The sequence below is a fragment of the Variovorax sp. YR750 genome, assembly GCF_900109805.1.
GTDB lineage: Bacteria > Pseudomonadota > Gammaproteobacteria > Burkholderiales > Burkholderiaceae_C > Variovorax > Variovorax gossypii.
In genome coordinates, this window is record NZ_FOBJ01000001.1 from 522,720 (window position 1) to 548,760 (window position 26,041).

The following is a 26,041-nucleotide window of genomic DNA, read 5'->3' on the forward strand; positions in this document are numbered from 1 at the left end:
GCTCGTGCTGCCTCAGAGCAGCACGATGTCGTACTGCCCCTGCCCGATCGCCGGCTCGGCCTGCAGCGAGATCGGCTTGCCGATGAAATCGCTCAGCCCCGCCAGGTGCTGGCTCTCCTCGTCGAGGAAAAGTTCGATCACCTGCGGCGACGACACGATGCGGAACTCGCGCGGCGTGAACTGCCGCGCCTCGCGCAGGATCTCGCGCATCACGTCGTAGGCCACGCTGCGCGCGGTCTTCACGATGCCCTGCCCGCCACAGGCGATGCAGGGCTCGCAAAGCATGTGCGCCAGCGACTCGCGCGTGCGCTTTCGCGTCATTTCCACCAGCCCCAGCTGCGAGAAGCCGCCCGCCGTGGTCTTCACGCGGTCGCGCGCGAGCTGCTTGCGGAACTCCGCCAGCACCTGCTCGCGGTGGTCGTCGCGGCCCATGTCGATGAAGTCGACGATGATGATCCCGCCCAGGTTGCGCAGCCGCAGTTGGCGCGCGATGGCCTGCGCCGCCTCGAGGTTGGTCTTGAAGATGGTGTCGTCGAAGTTGCGCGCGCCGACGAAGCCGCCGGTGTTCACGTCCACCGTGGTCAGCGCCTCGGTCTGGTCGACCACGAGGTAGCCGCCCGACTTGAGGTCGACGCGCCGACCCAGCGCCTTCGCGATTTCCTCGTCGACCGAATACAAGTCGAAGATCGGCCGCTCGCCCTTGTAGTGCTGCAGCTTGCCGGCCGCCTTGGGCATGAATTCGAGGCCGAACTTCAGCAGCACGTCGAACTGCTCGCGCGAGTCGATGCGGATGGTCTGCGTCTCCTCGCCGGTCATGTCGCGCAGTACGCGCTGCAGCAGGCTCAGGTCCTGGTGCAGCAGCGACATCGGCGGCATGCGCATCGAGGCCTCGCGGATGCGCGACCAGGTCTTGCGCAGGTAGGCGATGTCCTCGGCCAGCTCGGCGTCGCTCGAATCCTCACCGTTGGTGCGCAGGATGAAGCCGCCCGTGTTGGCCGGCACCACGCCGCCGCTGTCGGCAGCCGCCGCTGCCTCGATCAGCGCCAGCATCCGGCTGCGCAGCGACTCGCGCTGCTCCGCCGGGATCTTCTGCGACACGCCGATGTGGTTGTCCTGCGGGAGAAACACCAGCAGCCGCCCGGCGATGCTGATCTGGGTGGAAAGCCGCGCGCCCTTGGTGCCGATGGGGTCCTTGATGACCTGAACCAGCAGCGACTGGCCCTCGAACACCTGCTTCTCGATGGGCACCATCGGCCCGCCGTTGCGGTGGTCGCGCTCCGGCGCCGGTGCGCTGGGCCGAGAACCCGGCGTGAACGGCGCCACGATGTCGGCCACGTGCAGGAAGGCGGTGCGCTCCAGGCCGATGTCGATGAAGGCCGACTGCATGCCCGGCAGCACGCGCGACACCTTGCCCAGGTAGATGTTGCCGACCAGCCCGCGCTCCAGCGTGCGTTCGACGTGCAGCTCCTGCACGGCACCGTGCTCGATCAGCGCCACGCGGGTCTCCTGCGGAGACCAGTTGATCAGGATGTCTTGCATGGAATTCTCAGGTTTTGAAGCCGGCGTTTCGAAGCAGCCCTGCCGTCTCGAACATGGGGAGTCCCATGATGCCCGAATAGGACCCGCTGATGTGCTCGACGAACGCCGCGGCAGCGCCCTGAATGGCATAGGCACCGGCCTTGCCCAGCGGCTCGCCGCTTCCGGCATAGCGGGCGACCTGCGCCCTGGTGATGTCGGCAAAGCGCACGCGCGACACGCTGAGCGCCGCATGGCTCTTCCTGCCGTGGTGCAGCGCCACCGCGGTCAGCACGCGATGCGTGGTGCCCGAAAGCATCCGCAGCATGCGCTCGGCGTCCTTTTCGTCTTCGGGCTTGCCGAGGATGGTGCGGCCGAGCGCGACCGTGGTGTCGGCGCAGAGCACCGGTGCTTCCGCCAGGCCCCGCTTGCGCATCCGCGCCACGGCGGCATCGAGCTTCAGGCCGGTGACGCGCTGCACGTAGGTGGCCGGCGCCTCGTTGGGCAGCGCGGCTTCGAGCGACTCGGCATCCTCGTCGGCATCGGCCAGCAGCAGTTCATGGCGGACGCCGAGCTGGCCGAGCAACTGGGCTCGGCGCGGGCTCTGCGAGGCGAGGTAGATGAAATCCGGCAAGGCTCAAATCTCCTGTGGCGTCGGCTGTTCGCCGGCCACGACGTGGTTCCAGACCAGCCCCTGCGGCAGGCTCGCGGGTCCGAACAGAAAGTGAAGGACGCGCCGGCGCGCCGGCGACTTCGCGCGCGACGAGGCGTGCAGCAGCAAGGGGCGCATCAGCAAGGCGTCGCCGTGCGCCGCCGTGCAGACGGTTTCGCCATGGGCGGCTCGCAACGCCTGCGCTTCGTCGCCGTCCAGCCGGCCGGCGCGGTGGCTGCCCGGCACGACACGCAGCGGCCCGGCATCGGCGCCGCAGTCGTCCAGATGCACACGCACGGCGAGCAGCGACTGCAACACATCGATCGGTGGCTGCACGTACGGCTCACCCTCCTTGATGACGCAGGGCATGCCGCCGCCCGAGGCAGGGATCGACGTGTCCTGATGAAGAGCGACCAGCCAGTTCCTGTCGGCGGTCTTGTCGAAGAGCGTGCACTGCACGGCAACAGACGATGCATCGAGCAGGCCCATGCCGGAAAGCCGCGCCTTCAGCTGGATGGCCATCTCGCTGCACGACGGATGGGCCAGGAGGTTGCGGCTGCCCGCCGCCTGCCCCAACCAGTGATCGAGCGATTGCGCCGTGGCATCGAGCAGCTCGTGCGGCAACAGCGCCGGCACCAGCGCATGGCCTCTTTCCTCGAGCAACGCGACCTGCCCGTCGGCGTTCGTCATTCGCGGTGGTAAGGATGGCCCGCATTGACCGACCACGCCCGGTACAGCTGCTCGACCAGCAGCACCCGCGCCATCGCGTGCGGCAGGGTCAGGTCGGACAGGCGGATGCGTTCGTGGGCCGCGGCCTTGAAGGCGGGATCGAGCCCGTCGGGCCCGCCGATGACGAGCGCGACGTCATCGCCCTCGCCCTGCCAAGTCTGCAGGCGCGCGGCCAGCGCCTTGGTGGTCAGCGCCGTGCCGCGCTCGTCGAGCACGACGATGCGCATGCCGCGCGCGATCGCGCCTTCGATGCGCTCGCGCTCGGCGGCGTAGAGCGTTTCAAGTGTCTTGGAGCCGCGCGGCTCGGTCTTGACGGCGCGCAACTCGAGCTTGAGTTCGGGCGGAAAACGCTTGGCATAGTCGTCCCAGGCAGTCTGAGCCCAATCGGGCATGCGCTGCCCGACGGCGACCACCAGCAGCTTCATGCGCGACGGGCTGGCGCCTTCCTGGCGGCCGTCGTCTTCTTCGCGGCGGGCTTCTTGGCGGCGGGCTTGCCCACGACCTTGACCGGCACGCGTGCCGTGGTGGTCTTCTTGGCAGGCGCCTTCTTCGCTGCGGTCTTCTTGGCCGGAGCCTTCGCAGCCTTGGCTTCCTGCTCTGCCGCACGGATGGCGGTCTTGGCGGCGCTCGAGCGGCGCAGCGTCGGTTCCTTGGCAGCCTTCTTTTCCTCGGCACCAGCCTTGGATGCAGTGGCTGCCGCCGGCTTGACGCCGCCGAGCTTGGCTCGCACCGGCTTGTCGCCCCAGATCTCTTCCAGGTGGTAGTACTGGCGGATGGCGGGCTGCATGATGTGCGCCACGGCCGAGCCGCAGTCCACGATGATCCACTCGCCGTTGTCCTCACCCTCCACGCGCGGCTTGGCGAAACCGGCTTCGCGCACCGCGTCGCGCACGCTGGCGGCCAGCGCCTTCGTCTGGCGGTTGGAGGTGCCCGATGCGACGATCACGCGCTCGAACAGCGGCGAAAGATGCTCCGTGTCGAATACCTTGATGTCCTGCGCCTTGACGTCTTCGAGGCCATCGATGATGGCTCGCTGGAGTTTCTGGGTGTCTTTCTTTGCGGCGGCTTCAGTGGTCATCAGGCAGAGCGGTAGAGGTGGTGTTGGTCAATATAGCGTGCAACCGTGGGCGGAACCAGCGAGGAAATGTCCACGCCGAGCGCCGCGCGCCTCCGGATCTCGGTGGCGCTGATGTCCATGGGAGGCAGTTCGAGCGCCTCGAAACGCGCGCCAGCCGGGAGGCCGGGCAGTGATTTCGGATCAAAACGGGCAGTGTTACCCGTCGATAGTGCGCGATACGCTACAGAAACAATAGCAATGCCGAGTATATCCTGCCAGCCGTGCCAGGTCGGCAGCGCGCTCGCCTGGTCGGCGCCCATGATCAGCACCAGCTGCGCGCCGGGCTGCTCGCCCTGAAGTTCGTGCAGAGTGTCGAGGGTGTAGGTTGGGCCGTCGCGCAGCACTTCGCGGCTGTCGATGACGACGGTGCCCTTCAGGTCGCCGAAAGCCAGCCGGGTCATGGCGAGCCGGTCTTCCTTCGGCGTGAGCGCCCTGCTCTTGTGCCAGGCCTGGCCAGTGGGAATCACGTGCAGTTCGTCCAGATCGAGCTGCGCCATGGCGGCTTCCGCAAGTGCCACATGGGCGTTGTGCGGCGGATCGAACGCGCCGCCGAAAACGCCGATGCGGCGCGGTGCCTTGCCGGAAGAAGGGTTCACAGCCAGTCGCGACGGACGATGAAGTTGCTGTACAGCGCGGCCTCGGGGCTGCCGGGTTCGGGCTGCTGCTGGTAGGCCCAGCTCGCCAGCGGCGGCATCGACAGCAGGATCGACTCCGTGCGTCCGCCCGACTGCAGGCCGAAGTGCGTGCCGCGGTCCCACACGAGGTTGAACTCCACGTACCGGCCGCGCCGATAGAGCTGGAAATTGCGCTCGCGCTCGGTGTAAGGCGTTGCGCGGCGGCGCTCAACGACCGGCAGGTAGGCCGGCAGGAAAGAGTCGCCCACGGAGCGGATCATCGCGAAGCCGTTCTCGAAGCCGCCTTCGGAGAAATCGTCGAAGAAGATGCCGCCGACGCCGCGCTGCTCGTTGCGGTGCTTCAGGAAGAAGTACTCGTCGCACCAGGTCTTGAAGCGCGGGTACTTGTCGTCGCCGAAAGCGGCGAGCGAATCGCGGCACACGGTGTGGAAGTGCACCGCGTCTTCCTCGAAGCCGTAGCACGGCGTGAGGTCCATGCCGCCGCCGAACCAGCAGACCGGCTCGCCGCCTTCGGGAAGCGCGGCCAGCATGCGCACGTTCATGTGCACGATGGGCACGTACGGATTGCGCGGATGGAACACCAGCGACACGCCCATTGCCTCGAAGGGCGCGCCCGCGAGTTCGGGTCGGTTCTGCGTGGCCGAGGGCGGCAGCTTCGGACCGCGCACCTGCGAGAAGCCGCAGCCCGCGCGCTCGAAGAGTTCGCCGCCTTCGAGGATGCAGGTCAGGCCGTTGCCCTGGAGCGGCTCGCCGGGCGCCTTCTGCCAGGCGTCGCGCACGCAGGTGCCGCCATCGGCCTTCTCGACCGCCGCGATGATCGAATGCTGCAGCCCGCGCAGGTATTCGCCGACGGCCGCCGGATTGGTCTGCTGCATCAGGAGCCGTGAGGGTTGCGCGCGTGCACCGCGCGGAAGCCGATGTCCTTGCGGTACTGCGCGCCATCGAAGCTGACGCGCGCCGCGACCTCGTAGGCCCGCTGCTGCGCCTGCTTCACGCTGTCGGCCAGCACGGTCACGCAGAGCACGCGGCCGCCGCTGGTCTTGAGCTCGCCGTTGTCGAGCGTGGTGCCCGCATGGAACACCACCGCATCGGGCGCCTCGGCCGGAATGCCGGTGATGCGGTCTCCCTTGCGCGGCGAGAGTGGATAGCCGTGCGCTGCCATCACCACGCCCAGCGCCACGCGGCGGTCCCACTGCAGCTCGACCTGGTCGAGCGTGCCGTCGGTGGCGTGCCAGAACACCTCGAACAGGTCGGACTTCAGGCGCATCATGATCGGCTGCGTCTCGGGGTCCCCCATACGGCAGTTGAACTCGAGCGTCTTGGGGTGGCCGGTGGCGTCGATCATCAGGCCGGCGTAGAGGAAGCCGGTGAACGGAATGCCGTCCTTTTCCATGCCGCGGATAGTCGGCAGGATGATCTCGCGCATGGCGCGCGCATGCACCTCGGCCGTGACCACGGGCGCGGGCGAATACGCACCCATGCCGCCGGTGTTGGGGCCTTCGTCGTTGTCGAGCAGGCGCTTGTGGTCCTGGCTGGTGGCCAGCGCGGTCACGTTCTTGCCGTCGCACAGCACGATGAAGCTGGCTTCCTCGCCCTGCAGGAATTCCTCGATGACGACGCGCGCGCCGCCTTCGTTGTGCTGAATTCCCAATGGATTGCCGAACTTGTTGTCGACCAGCATGAAGTCGACGGCCTCGTGCGCTTCCTGCGCGGTCATGGCGACCACCACGCCCTTGCCCGCCGCCAGGCCGTCGGCCTTGACGACGATGGGAGCACCCTTGGCGTCGATGTAAGCATGCGCGGCCGCGGCGTCGGTGAAGGCCTCGTACTCGGCCGTCGGGATCTTGTGGCGCTTCATGAAGGCCTTGGAGAAGGCCTTCGAGCTCTCGAGCTGAGCGGCCGCCTGCGTCGGGCCGAAGATGCGCAGGCCGTGCGCGCGGAACTCGTCGACCACGCCGGCAGCCAGCGGCGCCTCGGGGCCGACCACGGTCAGCGCGATCTTTTCCTTGATGGCCCACTCGCGCAGCGCGGCGGGCTCGGTGATGTCGATGCAGTCGTAGCGCTCGTCGCTCGCCGTGCCGCCGTTGCCCGGCGCCACGTACACGCGGCTGACCCGGGCAGCCTGAGCCAGTCGCCATGCGAGAGCGTGTTCGCGGCCCCCTCCCCCAATTACCAGTACCTTCATTCGCGGGCCTTCATTTCTCGCTGTGATTCAACAAACATTCATTCGGCGACGGCTGCTCACTCGGACAGCGAGGCGTTGTGATACACGTCCTGCACGTCGTCCAGGTCCTCGAGCACGTCGAGAAGCTTCTGCATTCTTGCGGCGTCCTCTCCGGTCACGTCCACGGTGTTCTCGGCGCGCATGGTGACTTCGGCCGCATCGGGCTTCAGGCCGGCGGCTTCGAGCGCGTTCTTCACGGATTCGAAGTCGGCCACGGCGGTGAGCACCTCGATGGCGCCGTCGTCGTCGGTGATGACGTCCTCGGCGCCTGCCTCGAGCGCCGCTTCCATCACCTTGTCTTCACTGGTGCCCGGCGCAAAGATGATCTGGCCGCAATGCTTGAACTGGAAGGCCACCGAGCCTTCGGTGCCCATGTTGCCGCCGTGCTTGGAGAACGCGTGGCGCACTTCGGCCACGGTGCGCACGCGGTTGTCGGTCATGGTGTCGACGATGATCGCCGCGCCGCCGATGCCGTACCCTTCGTAACGAATTTCTTCGTAATTGACGCCTTCGAGGTTGCCCGTGGCCTTGTCGATGTTGCGCTTGATGGTGTCAATGGGCAGGTTGACCGCCTTGGCCTTTTCCACCGCCAGCCGCAGCCGGGGGTTTCCGCTCAGGTCGGCGCCGCCGGCACGGGCGGCCACCGTGATTTCTCTGATGGCGCGGGTCCAGAGCTTGCCCCGCTTCTCGTCCTGGCGGCCCTTCCGGTGCTGAATGTTCGCCCACTTGCTATGTCCGGCCATGGCTTTCTATCTCGCTGTCCTGTGTTTCTGTGTCAATCCGAGCAGGCCCCGAGTTTACTGTCCGGCGCACACAACGCCGGTCCCGGGGGGGCGGAATTCGGCTCAATGCTTTTGGTGATAATTGTTCGATGACGCCATCGCCTTCCGTCGGGCCCGGGAATCCCGACGCCCTGCCACCGCACGCACCCTTGCCGCTGTACTACAGCACCGAGGCGGAGCATCAGGCGTTCCTGAGGCGCATCTTCGACAGCACGGCGGCCGACTACGACCGCATCGAGAGCGTGCTGGCCCTGGGCACGGGCCCCTCGTACCGCCGTGCGGCGCTGCAGCAGGCCGGACTCTCGGCGGGCATGAAGGTGCTCGACGTGGGCATCGGCACCGGACTGGTCGCGCGCGAGGCCCTGAAGCTCATCGGCTCGATGGGCCAGCTCGTCGGCGTCGACCCCAGCGCCGGCATGATGAGCCAGGTCAGGCTGCCCGGCGTCGAGCTGGTGCGCGGCGTGGCCGAGGCCCTGCCCCGGCCCGACGTCAGCTGCGACTTCGTGAGCATGGGCTATGCCATGCGCCACATCAGCGACGTGGCCGCCGCCTTCTCCGAATTCCATCGCGTGCTGCGCCCCGGCGGGCGCGTGGCGGTGCTCGAGATCACCAAGCCCGAGGGCCGCGTCGCGACGGCGCTGCTCAGGGGCTACATGCGCGCCGTGGTGCCGCTGATCGCACGCGTGATCGGCCGCCAGCGCAACACATCCGAACTGTGGCGTTATTACTGGGACACGATCGAGGCCTGCATTCCTCCCGAGCGGGTGATGCAGGCGCTGGCCGCCGCGGGCTTGCGCGACGTGCGCCGGCACACGAGCCTCGGCGTCTTCTCGGTCTACACCGCCATCAAACCAGAACACACCGTCGAGGCCAGTTGACAGTGCCAGCTCAGGACGAAACCTCCACTTCCCATCTGCGCGTCGAGCGCCTTTCGCTGCCCGCCAGCCTGGCGCTGGCCGCTGGCGGCAAGGCCCCATTCGCCGCGCTCGGCTACGGCACGCCGCACGGCGTGGCATGGATGCCGACCGTCAACGCACGCGTGCTGTCGGCCACCGGAGCCATGGCCGACGTCTGGCACGTGAGCAACGGCTCGCACGTCAGGTCGGGCACCACTGGCATCGCGCGCTGGCGCACCGACGGGCACTGGCTGCTCGGCGCCATCGACCTCGACGAAGCCGCCGAGAAGCAGGGCCTGGCCGAGCTCGCGCACCGCGCCTATCGCGACCTGTTCAAGACGCTCGACCAGGCCGGCACGCCGCACCTGCAGCGCATCTGGAACTACCTGCCACAGATCAACGCCGACGGCGGCGGGCTGGAGCGCTACCGCCAGTTCAACCTCGGGCGGCAGGAAGCCTTCCTCGAAGCAGGCCGCGCCGCCTTCGAGGGTGCCCCGGCCGCCTGCGCGCTGGGCATTCACCAGGGCGCGCTGTCGATCCGCTTCCTGGCCGGTCAGCGCGCGCCGCTGCCGGTCGAGAACCCCCGGCAGGTCTCGGCCTACCGCTATCCAGAAACCTACGGCCCGCGCTCGCCGACCTTCTCGCGCGCCGCGCTGGCGGACATCGGCGACGGCAACATCGCCCTCTTCATCTCCGGCACCGCGAGCATCGTGGGCCACGAGACCGTGCACCACGGCGACGTGCAGGAGCAGACGCGCGAGACCCTGCGCAACCTGCAGGCGGTGATAGCCGCCGCCAACGAGCGCTGCAGCGCGAAGTTCTCGCTGGCCGAGCTCGACTGCGTGGTCTACGTGCGGCATCCGTCCGACACCGAGACGGTGCGCGGCATCCTCGAAGGCGCGCTCGGTGCCGATGCGCCGATGGCGCGCCATGCCGTGTACCTCGAAGCCGACATCTGCCGCAGCGACCTGCTGGTCGAGATCGAGGCCCACACGGTCGCGGCCGGCGAACTGCGGGCCTGACCGGTCGTCGTCCGACCGCGCCTCGCCCGACCTACCGATCCAATGACCCGCGTGCTGAGACTTCTCACATCGATTCCGCTCGCGTTGATGCTCTACGCGTTGCTGCTGTTCCTCGGCCTGATCTCCCTGGTCTGGAACCTCTTCGCCATGCTCATCCATCCGGTGATGCCGGCGGGGCCCGCGCGCACGCTGGGCCGCATGACCATCGCCTTCGCCTACCGCATGTTCTGGTGGCTGGCCTCGGTGACCGGCATGATGCGCATCGATGCCACCTGCCTCGACCCGATGCGCAAGGAGCCCGGCGTGATCTTCGTGGCCAACCACCCGACCATGCTCGACGCGCTGCTGCTGGTGGCGCGGCTGCCGCGCAGCGCCTGCATCATGAAGGCCGACCTGATGGGCAACATTTTCCTGGGCGCGGGCGCCCGGCTGGCGCGCTACATCAGCAACAAGTCGGCGCGCACGATGGTTCGCCTGGCGGTGAACGACCTGCGCAACGGCGGCCAACTCGTGATCTTTCCCGAGGGCACGCGCACGGTGACGCCGCCGCTCAACCCGTTCCGCCCCGGCACCACGCTGATCGCCAAGCTGGCGCAGGCGCCCATTCAAACGGTGTTCATCGACACCGACTCGCCCTACCTCGCCAAGGGCTGGCCGCTGTGGCGCGTGCCGCCGCTGCCCATCGTCTTCAGGCTGCGGCTGGGCAAGCGCTTCGCGCCCACGCAGGACAGCGACGTGCTGCAGGCCGAACTCGAACAATACTTCCGACAAAACATGGAACAGCGCGCCACCGACGCGTCCCCCGAATGCCAGACGCCTCGCGCACACACCTTGTCCTGATCCCCAGCTACAACACCGGCGAACGGCTGTTCTCGACGGTCGCCGCCGCCCGCGCGCAGTGGAGCCCGGTGTGGGTGGTGATCGACGGCAGCGACGACGGCACCGGCGAGCGCCTGCAGCAGATGGCCGAGGGCGATCCGGGCCTGCGCGTGTGGGTGCTGCCGCAGAACCAGGGCAAGGGCTCGGCGGTGCTGCACGGCCTGCGCGCCGCGAAGGAGGCAGGCTTCACTCACGCGCTGACGATGGACTCCGACGGCCAGCACCCGGCCGACCTGATCCCCGCCTTCATGCAGGCCTCGCTGCGGCGCCCTGAGACCATGGTGCTGGGCCGCCCGGTGTTCGACGCCAGCGCGCCGCTGCTGCGCGTGCGCGGACGGCGCGTGTCGAACGGCTGGACGCAGCTCGAAACCCTGTTCGCGGGCGTCGGCGACTCGCTCTACGGCTTTCGCGTGTATCCCGTGGCCGACCTGATCGCGGTGATGGCACGCCAGCCCTGGATGCGGCGCTTCGACTTCGACACCGAGGCCGTCGTGCGGCTGGCATGGCGCAGCGTCAAGCCGGTGAACATCGACGCGCCGGTGAAATACCTCACGGCGGAGGAAGGCGGCGTCTCGCACTTCCGCTACGGCCGCGACAACGTGCTGCTCACCTGGATGCACGCGCGGCTGATGATCGAATTCGTCCTCCGGCTGCCCTTGCTGCTGTTCCGCAAGCTGGCGAAGAAGCCGCCGTTCCAGGACTGATGTCTTGTTCCCTCCCCCAGAGGGAGAGGGTGCAAATGCACTATGACGCCTCGGCCGCGCCGCCCAGCGCTTTGTAGAGCGTCATCGTCGCGTTGAGCTGGTTCAGCCGGTTCTGGGCCAGCGACACCTCCGCCGTGCGGCGCCTGTCCTTCGCATCGAGCACCGGCTGCAGCGTGGTCGCACCCGCGCGGTATCGCACCTCCGACAGGCGCTCGGCTCGCTGCGCCTCCTGCAGCGCCAGTGCCAGCTTTTCGCTTTCGGCGCGAAGCTGCGCACGCGACGAGAGCGCGTTCTCGACCTCCGACAAGGCCGTATAGAGCGACTGCCGGAAGCCCACCACCGCCTCTTCGTACTGCGTCTGCGACACCGCCACGGTCAGGCGCGCGGTGTTCCATTGCAGGAACGGCAGCGTCAGCCCTGCGCCCAGCGTGCCCACGGGGTTCTTCAGCAGCTCGCCCAGCGCGGTGCTCGAGGTGCCCAGCGAGCCCGTCAGGCTCAGCGCCGGATAGAAGCCGGTGCGCGTGGCGTCGACGTTCGCCAATGCGCTGCGCAGCCTCTGCTCGGCGGCACGCAGGTCCGGGCGGCGGCCCAGCAGGCTCGCGGGCACGCCGGCATCGATGACAGGCAAGGCGGTGTCGAGCAGCTGCGTCGGCTCGGCGGCCATCTGCTCCGGCGGCTGGTCGAAGATGATCGCCAGCGCGTTGCGCGCCTCCACGCGCTGCTGCAGCAACTGCGTGTGCGCGGCCTCCTGCGTGGCGAGGTTCTGGCCGGCCTGCGCCACGTCCAACCCCGACACCGCACCCGCCGCGTACTTGACCCGCGCCAGCGCGAGGATGCGCCGGCCATCTTCCATGCCCGCCTCGCTCAGCGCTATGCGCTGGTTCAGGTAGCCCGCCTGCCAATAGGCGCCCGCCGTGGTGCCGATCAAGGCCAGCGCGGCCGCCTGGCGGTCGGATTCGGTAGCCTTCAGTTCCCATTCGGCGGCGCTGCGCACCGCCGAGAGCCGCCCCCACAGGTCTAGCTCGTAGCTCAGCGTCACCAGCGAGCTCGACGCGGAACCGGCCACGCCGCCGCGCTTCAGGTCGTAGCTGCGGCTGGTGTTGGCCTGCCCGACCACGCTCGGCGCGAGGTTCGTGTTCGCCAGCCCGGCCTGCAGCTGCGCGCGCTGCACGCGGATGCCCGCCACGGCCAGGTTGTTGTTGGTGCGCAGCGCGTTGTCGATCAACTGGTCGAGCTGCGGATCGTTGAAAGCCTTCCACCAGCCGGAGGACAGCATCGCGGCCGCGCTGCCCGGGCCGGCCGACTGCTGCCAGCCCTGCGGGATCTCCAGCGGGCGCTGCGCGCGCTGCTCCGGCTTGAACAGGGTGCACCCGCCGAGCAGCAACACGGCCGCCGCCACCGCCGACGGAAGAAGACGCGCCCTACTCACGAGCCAGCGCCTCGATGGGATCCAGCCGCGCCGCATTGCGCGCCGGCAGGTAGCCGAACAGCACGCCGATCAGCGACGCGCAGAGAAACGCCGAAACCACGGCGCCGATTGAAAAGATCATTTGCCATTGCTTGACGAGAAGCGAGAAGAGAAAGCTGATGCCGTACGAGAGCGTCACCCCGATCAGGCCGCCCACCAGGCACACCAGCACCGCCTCGGTCAGGAACTGCTGCAGCACGTCGCTCTGGCGCGCGCCCACCGCCATGCGGATGCCGATCTCGCGCGTGCGCTCGGTCACCGACACCAGCATGATGTTCATCACGCCGATGCCGCCCACCACCAGAGAGATCACCGCGATGAGCGACAGGAGCAGCGTGAGCGACTGGCTGGTGCGCTCCGCCGTCTTGACGATGCTGTCCATGTTGAAGGTGAAGAAATCCTTGGTGCCGTGGCGCAGCGTGAGCAGCTTGACGATGCTGTCCTCCGCCGCCTTGGTGGGCTGGTCGTCGCGGATGCGCACCGTGATGTTGTCGAAGTGCTGCTGCCCGAAGAGACGGCTCGCGCCGGTGCTGTAGGGCAGCCAGATGTTGAGCGACTTGTTGCCGTCGCCGAACACCGTCTTCTTCTCCTGCGCCACGCCGATCACCGTGCACGGCAGGCTGCCCACCAGGATGATCTTGCCCACCGGCTCGGTGCCGTCGGGAAACAGCTTGCGCTTCGTGTTCTGGTCGATCACCACCACCTGCGACTGATGGCGCACGTCGGAGGCGGTGAAGGCCGCGCCGCTGGCCATCTGCATGTCGCGCACGCGGAAGAAACTGTCGCTCACGCCGTTCACGGTGCCGTTGATGTCGACGCTGCGATAGCGCAGGCGCAGGCTGCGCGAAGTGGTGGGCGTCACGCTGTGCACGTAGGGCTGCACCGCGATGGCGTCGAGGTCCGAAGGCATCAGCGTGCGGATGCTCGTGGCCTTGTCGTCGCCGAAGTCGCGGCCCGGATACACGTCGAGCGTGTTGGTGCCGATGGCGCGGATGTCCGACAGCACATAGCGCTTGGCGCCCTCCCCGATGGCCGCGATCGACACCACCGAGGTGATACCGATGATGATGCCCAGCATGGTGAGCGCCGTGCGCATGCGGTGCGCCATCATCGAGCGCCAGGCCATGCGGAAGGCCTCGGCGAAGCGGGCCCAGCCGGTGCTGAAGCGCGCGATGCCCAGCCTGGGCCTCGTCATCGCCGTGGGGGCTGCAGTATCAGCTTGCGCCGCCTGCGCTGGCGCCGCCACGGTCGGCACGTTGGGGCGGTCGCCCACGATCACGCCGTCGGCGATCTCGATGATGCGCTCGGTGCAGCTCGCCACCTGCATGTCGTGCGTCACGATGATGATCGTGTGCCCCTGCGCATGCAGTTCGCGCAGGATGCCGATCACCTCCTGCCCGCTGCGGCTGTCGAGCGCGCCGGTGGGCTCGTCGGCCAGGATCACCTGCCCGCCGTTCATGAGCGCGCGCGCGATGCTCACGCGCTGCTGCTGGCCGCCCGAGAGCTGGCTGGGCCGGTGCTCGGTGCGGTCACCCAGCCCCAGCCGCGCGAGCAGCTGACGCGCGCGCGAGTCGCGTGCCTGGCCGTCGGTGCCGGCGTACACGGCGGGCACCTCGACGTTGCCGGTGGCCGTCAGGTGCTGCATCAGGTGGTAGCGCTGGAAGATGAAGCCGAAGTGCTCGCGGCGCAGCTCGGCCAGCGCGTCGCTGTCGAGCGCACCCACGTCCTGGCCCGAGACGGTGTAGGTGCCGGTGCTCGGTCTGTCGAGGCAGCCGAGGATGTTCATCAGCGTCGACTTGCCCGAACCCGAGGCGCCGACGATGGCCAGCATCTCGCCGTTGCCGATGTCGAGGTTCACGTCCTTGAGCACCTGCACTTCCTGCTCGCCCGAGGGAAAGCTGCGACCGATGCCGCGCAGGGTCAGCAGTGGCTTCTTCGGCTCCTGCGTCATCAGCGCTTGCCCCGTCCGCCGCCACCGTTGTCGCCGGTCTCGCCGCGCTCAGGCACCGCGGAGGCATCGCCGGTGATGACGTTGTCGCCTTCCTTCAGGCCTTCGAGCACCTGGGCCTGGAAGTTGTTGGAAATGCCGACGCGCACCTTGCGCTTTTCCACGGTCTGGTCGGCCTTGAGCACGCGCACTTCCTGGCGACCGTCCTTGTCGCGCTCGCCGAGCGCCGTCAGCGGCACGGTCAGCGCCTGCTTCGCCTCGCCCAGCAGGATGGCGACCTGCGCCGTCATGTCCACGCGCAGCGTGCGGTCGGGGTTGGGCACGTCGAACAGCGCGTTGAAGAACACCGCGTTGTTGATCTTCTCGGGCGAAGGCTGCACCGCGCGCAGCGTGCCGTGATAGCGCTTGTCGGGGTCGCCGAGGATGGTGAAGTACACCGGCTGACCCGGCTTCACCCGCACCACGTCGGCTTCGGAAACCTGCGCCTTGACGGTCATGGTCGACAGGTCGGCCAGCTTCATCAGCGTGGGCACCTGGAAGGCCGCGACCACGGTCTGGCCCTCGAGCGTGCTGATGGAGACCACGTCGCCGTCGATGGGCGCGACGATGCGCGTGTACGAGAGGTTCTGCTGCGCCGAGGCCACGGCCAGCTTCTGCTGGCGGATCTGCGCTTCCAGCGATACAGCATCGGCGCGCAGTGCTCGCAGCTCGGCGTCGGCGCTTTCCATGTCCTGCTTCGCGGCCGCGTCCTGCGCGAGCATTTCCTGCTGCCGCGTCCATGTGAGCTGCGCCTGCTTGACGCGCACTTCCTTCGCCAGCTTCTGCGCCTGCAGGTTGTCGAGCTTGGCCTGCTCCTGCGCCAGGGTGTTCTGCGAGATGACGGGGTCGATCTCGGCGAGCCAGTCGCCCTTTTTCACTGTCTGCCCGAGCACCACCTTCAGCGACTTGAGCTGGCCGCTCACCTGCGCGCCCACCTCGACCTGCTTGAGCGCCTGCAGCACGCCGGTGGCGAGCACCGCGTTCTCGAGATCGGTGCGCTGCACGGTGGATGTGAGGTATTCGCTCTTCTTCGCCGGGCTCAGCAACGAAGAGGCAATGACGGCCAGCACGATGAAAACGGCAATGCCGATCAGGTATTTGCGCGATCGCCGGGGCGGGTTATTGGTCATGCAAAGAAAAAGAATGAAGGCGCCAGGGGCAGATTGTTTCGCGCGAGGAATTCGACGCCGAAAAAGAAAAGAAGCTACGCGGGTTTTCGCACAATCCTAGCTGCGTTTGCTGAAGGGCTTTTAAAGACCCGCGCTTTGTATTGACACCATCCTCTTACAAGCGGACGCACAGCGATTCCTGCCCCGGCCAGATCGTGACTTTAGGCACTGTCCGCACGCGAATTGCACTCCTACATTCGCAATTGGGCAGCGCATTGCAGGCCGCCCACGACAGCAGATGCCAATGGTCCGCGAATATCTTTTTCGCGGCCGGGGCATCTCTTTTTCGATGCATTCAATTAAGGGGAAACGACCATGAAATTCAAACAGTCGAACACGCTGCTGCGCAATGCAGCACTGGCCGGTGCAATTGCAACGCTGCTGGCTTTCAGCGGCGCGGCGAGCGCGGCCCACATGCCGCAGGACAGCGACATGCTGCAGACGACGGGCATCGTCGCCAGCGTCGGCACGCCCGCTTCGAAGATCGGGATGGAAGAAGTCTCGGCCCAGCAAGACCTGCTGAGCCTCGTTGCGCCCGCCGCCGAGCCCGAGAAGGCTCAGCCCGTGAATACCGCCATGGTCAACAGCTGCTCGAGCCGCTGGTACTGGCGCAGCCTGCTGGAAGAAATGGCTTGCGGCTTCTCCGGCCAGGGCTGGTTCAACTGAACCTTGCGACGTGAAAAAGCCGCCCTCGAACGGGGGCGGCTTCGAAAGAGCTGAAGAAGAAGCTCAGCGCGCGCGGCGCGAGCGAAGCAGCAGCGTGATCAGCAGCAGCGACAGCACCACGAACGCGATGAACGACCAGTTCGCCAGCGTCAGGCCGAACAGCGACCAGTCGATCTTCGAGCAGTCGCCGCCGCCGCGGAAGATCATCGGCAGAGCGCGCTTCAGCGGGAAGGTCTCTATCATCCCGTAGAGGTCGCGCCCGCAGGAAACGACTTCGGGCGGATACCACTGCAGCCAGCTCTGCGAGGCCGCCGTGTAGGCACCGCCCAGCGCGGCCAGCAGCGCCAGCACTCCGCCCACGACCCGCAGCCCCACGTTGCGGAACGCACCGGCCAGCCCGGTGAACAGCGCCACCAGCACCAGCGCATAGCGCTGGACGATGCACATGGGACAGGGCTCGAGCCCAACCACGTGCTGCAGGTAGAGCCCGAAGGCCAGCATCAGGACACAGGCAAGGCAGATCAGCCCGAACGCGCGGCGCGGCGCGCCGAAGTACCAATCGATCAAGGAGATACCCAATCTTCTTCTACGAACACTCTGGCCTTGCGCGGATTGGCGACGACGGTGTCGCCCTCCTTCAAGCCCAGATCGCGGAACTGTTGCGCAGGGAGTTGCGCTTCGATGATGGTTCCGGAGCCCGGATTATCTGGATTCGATTCCGCGGGCTCAAGTTCCAGCCGCGCGATGGGTCCGACAACAATTGCGCGCGACAGCGTGGCGACGATGCCCGAGGCGCCGTTCACGTAGCGTGTCACGTCGATGTCATGCGGGCGCACGTAGGCGCGTGCCTTGGCGTCACGCGCGCCGCTGTGCTCGGGCGAGTCGAGGCGCATGCCGTCCAGCTGCACCGCGCCGTTGTCGGCACGGCCGTGGAACAGGTTCACGTCGCCCAGGAAGCCGTAGACGAACGGGCTCGCGGGCTGGTCCCACACTTCCTGCGGCGAACCGACCTGCTCGATCTGACCCTTGTTGATGACCACCACGCGGTCGGCCACCTCGAGCGCCTCTTCCTGGTCGTGCGTGACGAAGATGGACGTGACGTGCAGCTCGTCGTGCAGCCGGCGCAGCCAGCGGCGCAGTTCCTTGCGCACCTTGGCGTCGAGCGCGCCGAAGGGTTCGTCCAGCAGCAGCACCTTGGGCTCCACCGCCAGCGCGCGAGCCAGCGCAATGCGCTGGCGCTGGCCGCCGGAAAGCTGCGACGGGTAGCGGTCGGCCAGCCAGTCGAGCTGCACCAGCTTGAGCAGGTCGGTCACTTTCTGCCTGATCTGCGCGTCGCTCGGTCGCTCCTTGCGCGGCTTCACGCGCAGGCCGAAGGCCACGTTCTCGAACACGGTCATGTGGCGGAACAGCGCGTAGTGCTGGAACACGAAGCCCACCTGCCGCTCGCGCACGTGCACGTCGGTGGTGTCCTCGCCAGAGAACAGGATGCTGCCGGTGTCGGCCGTCTCCAGCCCCGCGATGATGCGCAGCAGCGTGGTCTTGCCGCAGCCCGAGGGGCCGAGCAGTGCGACGAGTTCGCCCGAATCGACGTCGAGGCTCACGTCGCGCAGCGCGCGGAAGTCGCCGAACTGCTTGCTGATGTTGCGGATTTCGATGCTCATGACTTCTGTTCTTTCTCGTTCACTCAGGCCGCGGAGGCTTCCGGCGGACGCTCGGGGGGCAGCTCGGCAATGGCCTTCATCTCGCGCTCGTGGCGCCATTCGATCACCGACTTGATCACCAGCGTGACCAGCGCCAGGATCGCCAGCAGCGAAGCCACCGCGAAGGCGGCCACCGACTGGTATTCGTTGTAGAGCACTTCCACGTGCAGCGGCATGGTGTTGGTCTGGCCGCGGATGTGGCCCGACACCACCGACACCGCGCCGAACTCGCCCATGGCGCGCGCGTTGCACAGGATCACGCCGTACAGCAGGCCCCACTTGATGTTGGGCAGCGTCACGCGCCAGAAGGTCTGCCAGCCGGTCGCGCCGAGCACGATGGCGGCCTGCTCCTCGTCGGTGCCCTGCGCCTGCATCAGCGGCACGAGCTCGCGCGCGATGAACGGGAAGGTCACGAACACGGTCGCCAGCACGATGCCGGGCACGGCGAAGATGATCTTGATGTCGTGCTCGGCGAGCCACGGTCCGAGCCAGCCCTGCGCGCCGAACACAAGCACGTAGATCAGGCCCGCCACCACCGGCGACACCGCGAACGGCAGGTCGACCAGCGTGGTGAGCAGCGCCTTGCCGCGGAACTCGAACTTGGCGATGGCCCAGGCGCCGGCCACGCCGAACACCAGGTTCATCGGCACGGCGATGGCGGCCGTGATCAGCGTGAGGCGGATGGCGCTCCAGGCATCGGGCTCCTTCAGCGCATCGATGTACGCGGTGACGCCCTTGCGCAGCGCCTCGGTCGCCACGGCGGCCAGCGGCAGCACGAGGAACAGGAACATGAACCCGAGCGCGAGGCCGATGAGCAGCCAGCGCACCCAGGCGGCTTCGGTGGTGCCGGCCTGGGCGCGGCGAACGACTTTGGAAGGGGCACTCATGTCAGCTTCCCGAACGGCGACGCTGCCAGGCCTGCAGGCCGTTGATGACCAGCAGCAGCAAGAAGGAAATGACCAGCATCACCAGCGCGACCGCGGTGGCACCCGCGTAGTCGTACTGCTCCAGCTTGCCGATGATGATGAGCGGCGTGATCTCCGAGATCATCGGCATGTTGCCGGCGATGAAGATCACCGAGCCGTACTCGCCGATGGCACGGGCGAAGGCCATGGCAAAGCCGGTCAGCAGCGCCGGAGCGATGGACGGGAAGATCACCTTGGTGAAGGTCTGCAGCCGCGTCGCGCCGAGCGAGGTCGCGGCTTCTTCCAGTTCCTTCTCGGCGTCTTCCAGCACCGGCTGCACCGTGCGCACCACGAAGGGCAAGCCGATGAAGATCAGCGCGATCACCACGCCCGCCGGCGTGAAGGCCAGCTTGATGCCGTGCGGCTCCAGCAGTTGCCCGATCCAGCCATTGCCCGCGAGCAGCGCGGTCAGCGAAATGCCGGCCACGGCCGTGGGCAGCGCGAACGGCAGGTCGACCAGCGCGTCGACGATGCGCTTGCCCGGAAACTTGTAGCGCACCAGCACCCAGGCCACCAGCAGGCCGAACACCGCGTTCACGATGGCGGCGATCAGCGAGGCGCCGAAGGTCAGCCGGTACGAGGCCATCACGCGAGGTGCGGTCACGGCCACCCAGAACTGCTCCCAGCTCAGCGTGAAGGTCTTGAAGACCAGCGCCGACAGCGGGATCAGCACGATCAGGCTCAGGTAGAGGATCGAGAAGCCGAGCGTGATGTGGAAACCGGGCAGTACGCGCTTGGCGCCCCCTGCCCGGTTGGCACGAGAAAAAGGCGCTCCCGCCGACGGGAGCGCCGAAGTGACAGCGCCGCTCATTTACTTTCCGCCGGGGGTGTACAGCTTGTCGAACTGGCCGCCGTCGTTGAAGTGCACCTTCTGCGCTTCGCCGAGGCTGCCGAAGAGTTCCTGCACCGTGAAGAGCTGCAGCGGCTTGAAGGTCGAGGCGTACTTCTTGAGCACCGTCTGCGAGCGCGGACGCAGCGCGTGCTTGGCGGCGATTTCCTGGGCTTCCTCGGAGTACAGCCAGTCGAGATACGCCTTGGCGAGTTCGCCGGTGCCCTTCTTGTTGACGGTGCGCTCGACCACGGCCACCGGGTTCTCGGCCACGATGCTGATCGAGGGGTAGACCGAGTCGACCTTGCCGGTGCCGAATTCGCGGTCGATGGAGACCACTTCCGACTCGAAGGTGATCAGCGCGTCGCCGATGTTGCGCTGCAGGAAGGCGGTGGTCGCGTCGCGGCCGCCGCGTGCCAGCACGGGCACGTTCTTGAACAGCTTGCCGACGAACTCGGCGGCCTGGGCGTCGGTGCCGCCCTTCTTCTTGATGTAGCCCCAGGCAGCCAGGTAGGCGTAGCGGCCGTTGCCGCCGGTCTTCGGGTTGACGATCACGACCTGCACGCCGGGCTTGACCAGGTCGTCCCAGTCCTTGATGCCCTTGGGATTGCCGTTGCGAACCAGGAACAGCATGGTCGACGTGGTCGGCGCTGCGTTCTCGGGGAATTTCTTGTTCCAGTCCTTCGCGACCACGCCGGCGTTGGCGAGGAAGTCGATGTCGGTGGAGGTGTTCATCGTGACCACGTCGGCGTCGAGGCCGTCCGCCACCGCGCGGGCCTGCGCGCTGGAGCCGCCGTGCGACTGGTCGATCTTCACGTCCTTGCCGGTGGCCTTCTTGTAGTGCGCCACGAAGGCCGCGTTGTAGTCCTTGTAGAACTCGCGGGCCACGTCGTAGGAGGCGTTCAGCAGCCCGGTGCCTTGTGCGAAGGCGGTGCTGCCGGCGAGTGCGGAGGACGCCAGCGCGAGCACGGCGACGAAGGTCTTGATTCTGGAAGTCATGTGGTTGCCAGGTTTTCTGAAAATTCACGGCCCGCCGACCATGCGGCGGGCTCGTCGGTCAGCGACTGGAGCAGGGCAAGGCCCAGCGGCCAGTCCCCGTGTCCCGAGTCGATGTTGATGTGGCCCGCATTCTGCATCCGCACGAACTCGCTGCCCCAGGCGCGCGAATACGCGCCCGCCAGGCGGATCGGACAGTACGGGTCGTTGCTGCTGGCCACCACGATGCTGCGGTAAGGCAGCGCGGCATACGGCACGGGCGCGAAATCGGAGAGCACGGCGCGGCGCTCGGGGTCGGCGGGTGCGACCAGCAGCGCGCCCTGGATGCGGGCCGCGGCCTCGGGCGGCAGGTGGGCCGTGGCGATGCAGCCCAGGCTGTGCGCCGCGATCACCACCGGGCCGTCGCTCTCCAGCACCAGCTTCGCCAGCGTCGAGACCCAGGCTTCGCGCTTGGGCGAGGCCCAGTCGTCCTGCACCACGCGCGCGGCGCCCGGAATGCGCTCCTCCCACAGGCTCTGCCAGTGGCCGGGCCCGGAGTCGCGCCACCCCGGCACGATGACAACACGCGTCTGCATGACTGAGCCGCCCTGCCCGCTTACTTGTTCGGCTGCGGCGTGATGCGCAGGTACGGGCGCACGGCCTTGAAGCCCTTGGGGAAGCGCTCCGCCAGCTCGGCCGGATCCTGGATGGCCGGGATGATGACCACGTCGTCGCCGTCCTTCCAGTTCACGGGCGTGGCGACCTTGTGGCTGTCGGTGAGCTGCAGCGAGTCGATGACGCGCAGGATCTCGTCGAAGTTGCGGCCGGTGGAGGCCGGATAGGTGATGGTGGTGCGGATCACCTTCTTCGGGTCGATGATGAACACGCTGCGGACGGTGGCCGTGGCCGAGGCGTTCGGGTGGATCAGGTCGTACAGGTCGGCCACCTTGCGGTCGGCGTCCGCGATGATGGGGAAGTTGACCGTGGTGTTCTGCGTGTCGTTGATGTCGCCGATCCATTCCTTGTGCTTGGTGGCCGGGTCGACGCTCAGCGCGATGGGCTTCACGCCGCGCTTGGCGAATTCGCCCGACAGCGCGGCGGTCTTGCCGAGTTCGGTGGTGCACACGGGGGTGAAGTCGGCGGGATGCGAGAAGAACACGATCCACGAATCGCCGGCCCACTGGTAGAAGTCGATGGGGCCTTCGCTCGAATCCTGGGTGAAATTGGGGGCGGTGTCGCCGAGACGCAGAGTAGCCATGGTCGCTCCTGGATTGGATGAGAGTCCCGGATTGTGCGAACCCTTGCTTCAATGCCAAACGAATATCTGCTTGTTTGGATATGACGTTTTCCGCATAACGAGGCCGCCCAGCCCCAGGGCGGCCCCGGAGCTAGAACATCCGCATGTCCGCGCTCTGCAGGTGTTCCATCAGGAAGTCGATCAGCTTGCGCACCGCCGGCACCAGCGCCCGCCGCGCCGGGAACACCATGTGCGCAACCACCGGCGGGGGGCCCCAGCCCGGCAGCAGCCGCACCAGCCGGCCGGCCTCCACGTCGGCGCGGCACATGTAGTCGGGCAGCATGGTCGCGCCGATGCCGCCCAGCGCGCCGAACTGCAGCGTGGCGAGGTCGTCCGCGACGTACAAGGGCGTGTGCGAATGGACGAGGCTCTCGCCGTTCGGGCCTTCCAGCCGCCAGTCGCTGCGCCCTTCCCCGTTGACCGACATGGCCGCCGTGGGCAGCTTCGCCAGGTCGGCCACCGTCTGCACCGGGCCATGCCGCGCCAGCAGCGCCGGGCTCGCCACCAGCACGCCGCGGCTGTAGCCGAAGGTCTTGGCCACCAGCACCGTGCTGTCCTCGATGGCGGGACGCACCCGCAGGGCGATGTCGATGCCCTCCTCGATCAGGTCGACCGGCCGGTTGATCACCTTCATGTCGATGCGTACCGCCGGGTAGCGCTCCATGAACACCGGCATCAGCTGCGCCAGCCCGCTGTGCGCAATGGTGACGGGGCAGCTCAGCCGCACCAGCCCGCTGGGCTCGGTCTGCACCTGGGCCACCGCCTCGGCCGCCGCCTGCGCCGCGTCGCGCATGGCCGACGCGTGCCGAAGGTAGATCTCACCGGCCGGCGTGAGCGACAGCCGCCGGGTGCTGCGCTGCATGAGCTGCACCCCGAGGCGCTCTTCCAGCTCCGCCACGCGGCGCGAGAGGCGCGACTTGGGAATGCCCATTGCCCGGCTGGCGGCTGCGAAGCCGCCGCGCTCGGCCACTTCGGCGAAGAAAACCATGTCGTTGAGGTCTTGCATGGCAGTCATTGTCCTGCAGATGGAACGATGTAGGCAAATTTTGGCTACTTATCACCCACTCGGTCGAAAAATAGAATTCTCACATCCGCCGGCCACATTGAGCGCCGACAGCCAACACAGAAAGTGATTGATTGAAATGAAGCTGCTCCACATCGACTCCAGCATCCTCGGCACCAACTCGACCTCGCGCCTGCTCTCGGCCGAAGTCGTGACCGCATGGCGCGCCGCCCACCCCGACACCGCCGTCGAATACCTCGACCTGGCCGTCGACACCCCGCCGCACTTCGGCGCCGACGCACTGGGCATCAAGATCGGCGTGCAAGCCCAGCCCACCGAAGCCCAGGTGCGCGAGAACGCCCTGTCCGAAAAGCTCGTGAGCCAGTTCCTGGCCTCGGACGTGGTCGTCATCGGCACGCCGTTCTACAACTTCTCGATCCCGACGCAGCTGAAGGCCTGGATCGACCGCCTCGGCCAGGTCGGCCGCACCTTCAAGTACACCGACAAGGGCCCCGTGGGCCTGGCCGGCGGCAAGACCATCATCGTGGCCTCCAGCCGCGGCGGCGTCTACTCGACCAGCGAAGGCGGCCAGGCCATGGAACACCAGGAGAGCTACCTCAAGGCGGTCTTCGGCTTCTTCGGCATCACCGACGTGCGCATCGTTCGCGCCGAAGGCGTGGCGATGGGCGATGAAGCCCGCAACGGCGCCCTGGCATCGGCCCGTGCCGACATCCTGGTGGCGACGGCCGAGGCCGCGAACCAGCGCGACGCCGCGATCGCTGCCTGAAGAACGCGCTCCTGCGCGAACAAAAAAGCCGCCCGATGGGCGGCTTTTTTATGTCCGGGTCAAACCGGTCTCGGTCAGGCCGAGTGACTCTTCACCCAGGCCACGTACTTGTCCATCCAGCCCTGCAGGAACTTCTTCGAGCCTTCGTTGCCGATGTGGCCCTTGTCGTCGAACAGGTCTTCCTTGGCCTGCAGGAACACTTCGGGCGCGCCCAGCGTAGGCACGTCGAGATACGCCAGGATGTTGCGCAGGTGCTGCTGCGCCAGCGCGGTACCGATGGCACCGACCGAGATGCCGACCACGCCGGCCGGCTTGCCCGCCCAGGCGCTCTGGCCGTAGGGGCGCGAGGCATGGTCGATGGCGTTCTTCAGCACGCCGGGAATGGAACGGTTGTATTCGGGCGTGACGAACAGCAGGCCGTCGGCCGCCGCGATCTCCGTCTTCAGGCGCTTCACGGATGCAGCCTGGTTGCCGTCGTCGTCCTGGTTGTACAGCGGCAGGTCGTCGATGCGCAGGGTTTCGAAGGTGAAGTCCGAAGGCGCGAGGTGCGCCAGCGCGAGGGCCAGCTTGTGGTTGTAGGAATCCTTGCGCAGGCTGCCGACGATGACGGCGATGCGGGTCTGGGCCATGGGTGAAGCTCCTTTGATGAGGGGTCGGAAATGACGAACGCGATTATGCGAAGCGCCCAAGACCTTTTCTGGAAAAGTTCATGCGGCCCCGGGCGAACGGCGGCAAGATGTTGTGCTCCTCCAACCTCATCGAAGCGCAGGACGCATCAGTGATTCAGTCATCCTCCCACTACGACGTCATCGTCGTCGGCCTGGGCGCGCTCGGCGCCGCCACGCTCTACCAGCTCTCGCAGCGCGGCGCGCGCGTGCTGGGCATCGACCAGTTCTCCCCGCCGCACGACCAGGGCTCCTCGCACGGCGACTCGCGCATCACGCGGCTGGCCGTCGGCGAAGGCGACGAATACGTGCCCTTCGTGCAGCGCTCGCACACCATCTGGCGCGAGCTCGAGGCGCGCACCGGCAAGCCGCTCATGACCACCACCGGCGGCCTGATCCTCGCGCCGCGCGACCGCGTCGCCGAGCACCACGGCAAGTCCGACTTCGTGCGCCGCACCATCGCCTGCGCCGAGCGCTTCGGCATCGCGCACGAGGTGCTCGACGCGGCCGGCATCCGCGCGCGCTTTCCGCAGTTCAAGCTGCAGGGCGACGAGATCGGCTACTTCGAGCACGAGGCCGGCTTCGTGCGGCCCGAGGACGCCATTGGCGCGCAGCTCGCCGTGGCCCGCGATTCGGGCGCGCAGACACGCACCGGCGAGCGCGTGGAGGCCGTCGAGCCCGTGGGCAACGGCGACACGCTGCGCGTGCGCACCGCCGGCGCGAGCTTCACGGCCGATCGCGTCGTCGTCGCGGCCGGCGCATGGCTGCCGGCCTTCCTGGGCGCGCAGGCCCGGACCGACTGGCAGGCCGATTTCTCCGTGCACCGCCAGGTCATGCACTGGTTCGACACCGGCAGCGCCACCGCAGACTTCGCGCCCGGGCGCTTCCCCATCTTCATCTGGATGTTCGGCGACGGGCCGGAAGACTACATGTACGGTTTCCCCGCCTCCGATGCGTCGCAGCCCGCGCTCAAGGTCGCGACAGAACAGTACGTCGCCGCCACCACGCCCGACACCATCGACCGCAGCGTGAGCGCGGAAGAAAGCGCCGCCATGTACCGCGAACGCGTGGCCGGCCGCTTCCCGCAGATCGGCGGCCGCGCAGTGAAGGCCCGCGCCTGCATGTACACCGTGACGCCCGATCGCCGCTTCGTGATCGACGCGCTCGACGGCATGCCCAACCTGCTCGTCGTCTCGGCCTGCTCGGGCCATGGCTTCAAGCACTCGGCCGGGCTGGGAGACGCCATCGCGGATCATGTGCTGGGCCGCGAGAGCACGCTCGACCTCTCGCCCTTTGCCCGCCGGCGGCTGCTGGAGAAGGCGCAGGGCTGAAGCACGCGCCGGCGATCCCGGGCATCATCGCTGCCGATCTTTTT

General features: G+C 67.6%; 28 protein-coding genes. 7 read left to right on the forward strand and 21 right to left on the reverse strand.

Translation table 11 applies throughout. The features are described from left to right. Window positions 1–12: 12 nt before the first annotated feature. From rng to BMY35_RS02350, 9 genes are read right to left on the reverse strand one after another with little or no spacing between them, the layout of a single operon-like run. Window positions 13–1,539 carry a ribonuclease G gene (gene rng, locus BMY35_RS02310; RefSeq protein WP_093195367.1) on the reverse strand — a complete coding sequence of 509 codons (1,527 nt, stop codon included), beginning with the start codon at window positions 1,537–1,539 and terminating at the stop codon, window positions 13–15. A 7-nt stretch (window positions 1,540–1,546) separates the two neighbouring features. Next, window positions 1,547–2,149, reverse strand: coding sequence for a Maf family protein (locus BMY35_RS02315; protein ID WP_093195368.1), 603 nt, complete (start codon window positions 2,147–2,149; stop codon window positions 1,547–1,549). 3 nt (window positions 2,150–2,152) lie between these two features. Then, a complete protein-coding gene (locus BMY35_RS02320; RefSeq protein WP_093195369.1) occupies window positions 2,153–2,857 on the reverse strand; it encodes a phytanoyl-CoA dioxygenase family protein in 705 nt (234 codons plus the stop codon). Then, a complete protein-coding gene (rlmH, locus tag BMY35_RS02325) occupies window positions 2,854–3,321 on the reverse strand; it encodes a 23S rRNA (pseudouridine(1915)-N(3))-methyltransferase RlmH (RefSeq protein ID WP_070060813.1) in 468 nt (155 codons plus the stop codon). Before rlmH ends, BMY35_RS02320 begins: the two co-directional genes overlap by 4 nt. Next, on the reverse strand, window positions 3,318–3,974 hold the full coding sequence (gene rsfS, locus BMY35_RS02330) for a ribosome silencing factor (RefSeq protein WP_093195370.1): 657 nt from the start codon (window positions 3,972–3,974) through the stop codon (window positions 3,318–3,320). Before rsfS ends, rlmH begins: the two co-directional genes overlap by 4 nt. Next, window positions 3,974–4,609, reverse strand: coding sequence for a nicotinate-nucleotide adenylyltransferase (gene nadD, locus BMY35_RS02335; protein ID WP_093195371.1), 636 nt, complete (start codon window positions 4,607–4,609; stop codon window positions 3,974–3,976). Before nadD ends, rsfS begins: the two co-directional genes overlap by 1 nt. Further along, the gene (hemF, locus tag BMY35_RS02340) at window positions 4,606–5,523 is read right to left on the reverse strand and encodes an oxygen-dependent coproporphyrinogen oxidase (protein ID WP_093195372.1); all 918 of its coding nucleotides are present in this window, start codon (window positions 5,521–5,523) and stop codon (window positions 4,606–4,608) included. The genes nadD and hemF overlap by 4 nt, the downstream gene beginning before the upstream one ends. Next, entirely contained in the window at window positions 5,523–6,833 is a 1,311-nt protein-coding gene (gene purD, locus BMY35_RS02345; protein ID WP_093195373.1) for a phosphoribosylamine--glycine ligase, read from the reverse strand. Before purD ends, hemF begins: the two co-directional genes overlap by 1 nt. A 56-nt stretch (window positions 6,834–6,889) precedes the next feature. Then, a complete protein-coding gene (locus BMY35_RS02350; protein ID WP_093195374.1) occupies window positions 6,890–7,615 on the reverse strand; it encodes a YebC/PmpR family DNA-binding transcriptional regulator in 726 nt (241 codons plus the stop codon). A 128-nt stretch (window positions 7,616–7,743) separates the two neighbouring features. Between BMY35_RS02350 and BMY35_RS02355 the strand changes: the two genes are divergently transcribed. Genes BMY35_RS02355 through BMY35_RS02370 form a run of 4 tightly spaced genes read left to right on the forward strand, consistent with a single transcriptional unit; the run spans window position 7,744 to window position 11,155 of the window. Beyond that, window positions 7,744–8,532: a class I SAM-dependent methyltransferase gene (locus BMY35_RS02355; RefSeq protein WP_093195375.1), complete on the forward strand. Its 789-nt coding sequence runs from the start codon at window positions 7,744–7,746 to the stop codon at window positions 8,530–8,532. Window positions 8,533–8,534: 2 nt separating this feature from the next. Next, a complete protein-coding gene (locus tag BMY35_RS02360) occupies window positions 8,535–9,572 on the forward strand; it encodes a chorismate transformation FkbO/Hyg5 family protein (protein ID WP_093195376.1) in 1,038 nt (345 codons plus the stop codon). Between the two features lie 42 nt (window positions 9,573–9,614). Next, window positions 9,615–10,412, forward strand: coding sequence for a lysophospholipid acyltransferase family protein (locus BMY35_RS02365; protein ID WP_093195377.1), 798 nt, complete (start codon window positions 9,615–9,617; stop codon window positions 10,410–10,412). Continuing rightward, on the forward strand, window positions 10,379–11,155 hold the full coding sequence (locus tag BMY35_RS02370; RefSeq protein ID WP_093195378.1) for a glycosyltransferase family 2 protein: 777 nt from the start codon (window positions 10,379–10,381) through the stop codon (window positions 11,153–11,155). The genes BMY35_RS02365 and BMY35_RS02370 overlap by 34 nt, the downstream gene beginning before the upstream one ends. A 40-nt stretch (window positions 11,156–11,195) precedes the next feature. Here BMY35_RS02370 and BMY35_RS02375 read toward each other — a convergent pair whose 3' ends face one another. From BMY35_RS02375 to macA, 3 genes are read right to left on the reverse strand one after another with little or no spacing between them, the layout of a single operon-like run. Next, window positions 11,196–12,584, reverse strand: a complete 1,389-nt coding sequence (locus BMY35_RS02375; RefSeq protein ID WP_093195607.1) for an efflux transporter outer membrane subunit — start codon at window positions 12,582–12,584, stop codon at window positions 11,196–11,198. Beyond that, window positions 12,577–14,574 (reverse strand): macrolide ABC transporter ATP-binding protein/permease MacB, encoded by a 1,998-nt coding sequence (gene macB, locus BMY35_RS02380; RefSeq protein ID WP_093195379.1) that lies wholly within the window; start codon window positions 14,572–14,574, stop codon window positions 12,577–12,579. Before macB ends, BMY35_RS02375 begins: the two co-directional genes overlap by 8 nt. Then, window positions 14,574–15,740 (reverse strand): macrolide transporter subunit MacA, encoded by a 1,167-nt coding sequence (macA, locus tag BMY35_RS02385; protein WP_093195380.1) that lies wholly within the window; start codon window positions 15,738–15,740, stop codon window positions 14,574–14,576. The genes macB and macA overlap by 1 nt, the downstream gene beginning before the upstream one ends. Window positions 15,741–16,094: 354 nt before the next feature. Here macA and BMY35_RS02390 point away from each other — a divergent pair, with 354 nt between their 5' ends. Beyond that, complete coding sequence (locus BMY35_RS02390; protein ID WP_093195381.1) at window positions 16,095–16,445, forward strand: hypothetical protein; 351 nt, start codon at window positions 16,095–16,097, stop codon at window positions 16,443–16,445. Window positions 16,446–16,508: 63 nt separating this feature from the next. Here the strand turns inward: BMY35_RS02390 and BMY35_RS02395 are convergent, their stop codons facing one another. From BMY35_RS02395 to BMY35_RS02430, 8 genes are all read right to left on the reverse strand, one after another. Continuing rightward, a complete protein-coding gene (locus tag BMY35_RS02395; protein WP_093195382.1) occupies window positions 16,509–17,012 on the reverse strand; it encodes a disulfide bond formation protein B in 504 nt (167 codons plus the stop codon). Then, window positions 17,009–18,106, reverse strand: coding sequence for a sulfate/molybdate ABC transporter ATP-binding protein (locus BMY35_RS02400; protein WP_093195383.1), 1,098 nt, complete (start codon window positions 18,104–18,106; stop codon window positions 17,009–17,011). The genes BMY35_RS02395 and BMY35_RS02400 overlap by 4 nt, the downstream gene beginning before the upstream one ends. Before the next feature lie 23 nt (window positions 18,107–18,129). Next, a complete protein-coding gene (gene cysW / locus BMY35_RS02405) occupies window positions 18,130–19,032 on the reverse strand; it encodes a sulfate ABC transporter permease subunit CysW (protein WP_093195384.1) in 903 nt (300 codons plus the stop codon). 1 nt (window position 19,033) lies between these two features. Then, on the reverse strand, window positions 19,034–19,921 hold the full coding sequence (gene cysT / locus BMY35_RS02410; RefSeq protein WP_093195385.1) for a sulfate ABC transporter permease subunit CysT: 888 nt from the start codon (window positions 19,919–19,921) through the stop codon (window positions 19,034–19,036). Further along, the gene (locus BMY35_RS02415) at window positions 19,922–20,938 is read right to left on the reverse strand and encodes a sulfate ABC transporter substrate-binding protein (RefSeq protein WP_093195386.1); all 1,017 of its coding nucleotides are present in this window, start codon (window positions 20,936–20,938) and stop codon (window positions 19,922–19,924) included. Beyond that, on the reverse strand, window positions 20,935–21,510 hold the full coding sequence (locus tag BMY35_RS02420) for an RBBP9/YdeN family alpha/beta hydrolase (protein WP_093195387.1): 576 nt from the start codon (window positions 21,508–21,510) through the stop codon (window positions 20,935–20,937). Before BMY35_RS02420 ends, BMY35_RS02415 begins: the two co-directional genes overlap by 4 nt. 20 nt (window positions 21,511–21,530) lie before the next feature. After that, the gene (locus tag BMY35_RS02425; protein ID WP_093195388.1) at window positions 21,531–22,172 is read right to left on the reverse strand and encodes a peroxiredoxin; all 642 of its coding nucleotides are present in this window, start codon (window positions 22,170–22,172) and stop codon (window positions 21,531–21,533) included. Between the two features lie 130 nt (window positions 22,173–22,302). Beyond that, complete coding sequence (locus BMY35_RS02430) at window positions 22,303–23,217, reverse strand: LysR family transcriptional regulator (protein ID WP_093195608.1); 915 nt, start codon at window positions 23,215–23,217, stop codon at window positions 22,303–22,305. A gap of 136 nt (window positions 23,218–23,353) precedes the next feature. Between BMY35_RS02430 and BMY35_RS02435 the strand changes: the two genes are divergently transcribed. After that, window positions 23,354–24,001, forward strand: coding sequence for an FMN-dependent NADH-azoreductase (locus BMY35_RS02435; protein ID WP_093195389.1), 648 nt, complete (start codon window positions 23,354–23,356; stop codon window positions 23,999–24,001). Between the two features lie 74 nt (window positions 24,002–24,075). Here BMY35_RS02435 and BMY35_RS02440 read toward each other — a convergent pair whose 3' ends face one another. Then, window positions 24,076–24,630, reverse strand: coding sequence for an NADPH-dependent FMN reductase (locus tag BMY35_RS02440; protein ID WP_093195390.1), 555 nt, complete (start codon window positions 24,628–24,630; stop codon window positions 24,076–24,078). 149 nt (window positions 24,631–24,779) lie between these two features. Here BMY35_RS02440 and solA point away from each other — a divergent pair, with 149 nt between their 5' ends. Beyond that, the gene (gene solA, locus BMY35_RS02445) at window positions 24,780–25,997 is read left to right on the forward strand and encodes an N-methyl-L-tryptophan oxidase (RefSeq protein ID WP_093195609.1); all 1,218 of its coding nucleotides are present in this window, start codon (window positions 24,780–24,782) and stop codon (window positions 25,995–25,997) included. Window positions 25,998–26,041 lie beyond the last annotated feature (44 nt).

Excerpts from the sequence above, each read along its gene's own strand:
- rng (WP_093195367.1), bottom strand. The coding sequence starts at position 1,539 with ATGCAAGACATCCTGATCAACTGGTCTCCGCAGGAGACCCGCGTGGCG.
- BMY35_RS02320 (WP_093195369.1), bottom strand. The coding sequence starts at position 2,857 with ATGACGAACGCCGACGGGCAGGTCGCGTTGCTCGAGGAAAGAGGCCAT.
- rlmH (WP_070060813.1), bottom strand. The coding sequence starts at position 3,321 with ATGAAGCTGCTGGTGGTCGCCGTCGGGCAGCGCATGCCCGATTGGGCT.
- rsfS (WP_093195370.1), bottom strand. The coding sequence starts at position 3,974 with ATGACCACTGAAGCCGCCGCAAAGAAAGACACCCAGAAACTCCAGCGA.
- hemF (WP_093195372.1), bottom strand. The coding sequence starts at position 5,523 with ATGCAGCAGACCAATCCGGCGGCCGTCGGCGAATACCTGCGCGGGCTG.
- purD (WP_093195373.1), bottom strand. The coding sequence starts at position 6,833 with ATGAAGGTACTGGTAATTGGGGGAGGGGGCCGCGAACACGCTCTCGCA.
- BMY35_RS02350 (WP_093195374.1), bottom strand. The coding sequence starts at position 7,615 with ATGGCCGGACATAGCAAGTGGGCGAACATTCAGCACCGGAAGGGCCGC.
- BMY35_RS02355 (WP_093195375.1), top strand. The coding sequence starts at position 7,744 with ATGACGCCATCGCCTTCCGTCGGGCCCGGGAATCCCGACGCCCTGCCA.
- BMY35_RS02365 (WP_093195377.1), top strand. The coding sequence starts at position 9,615 with ATGACCCGCGTGCTGAGACTTCTCACATCGATTCCGCTCGCGTTGATG.
- BMY35_RS02370 (WP_093195378.1), top strand. The coding sequence starts at position 10,379 with ATGCCAGACGCCTCGCGCACACACCTTGTCCTGATCCCCAGCTACAAC.
- macB (WP_093195379.1), bottom strand. The coding sequence starts at position 14,574 with ATGACGCAGGAGCCGAAGAAGCCACTGCTGACCCTGCGCGGCATCGGT.
- macA (WP_093195380.1), bottom strand. The coding sequence starts at position 15,740 with ATGACCAATAACCCGCCCCGGCGATCGCGCAAATACCTGATCGGCATT.
- BMY35_RS02390 (WP_093195381.1), top strand. The coding sequence starts at position 16,095 with ATGAAATTCAAACAGTCGAACACGCTGCTGCGCAATGCAGCACTGGCC.
- BMY35_RS02400 (WP_093195383.1), bottom strand. The coding sequence starts at position 18,106 with ATGAGCATCGAAATCCGCAACATCAGCAAGCAGTTCGGCGACTTCCGC.
- cysW (WP_093195384.1), bottom strand. The coding sequence starts at position 19,032 with ATGAGTGCCCCTTCCAAAGTCGTTCGCCGCGCCCAGGCCGGCACCACC.
- cysT (WP_093195385.1), bottom strand. The coding sequence starts at position 19,921 with ATGAGCGGCGCTGTCACTTCGGCGCTCCCGTCGGCGGGAGCGCCTTTT.
- BMY35_RS02415 (WP_093195386.1), bottom strand. The coding sequence starts at position 20,938 with ATGACTTCCAGAATCAAGACCTTCGTCGCCGTGCTCGCGCTGGCGTCC.
- BMY35_RS02420 (WP_093195387.1), bottom strand. The coding sequence starts at position 21,510 with ATGCAGACGCGTGTTGTCATCGTGCCGGGGTGGCGCGACTCCGGGCCC.
- BMY35_RS02425 (WP_093195388.1), bottom strand. The coding sequence starts at position 22,172 with ATGGCTACTCTGCGTCTCGGCGACACCGCCCCCAATTTCACCCAGGAT.
- BMY35_RS02430 (WP_093195608.1), bottom strand. The coding sequence starts at position 23,217 with ATGCAAGACCTCAACGACATGGTTTTCTTCGCCGAAGTGGCCGAGCGC.
- BMY35_RS02435 (WP_093195389.1), top strand. The coding sequence starts at position 23,354 with ATGAAGCTGCTCCACATCGACTCCAGCATCCTCGGCACCAACTCGACC.
- BMY35_RS02440 (WP_093195390.1), bottom strand. The coding sequence starts at position 24,630 with ATGGCCCAGACCCGCATCGCCGTCATCGTCGGCAGCCTGCGCAAGGAT.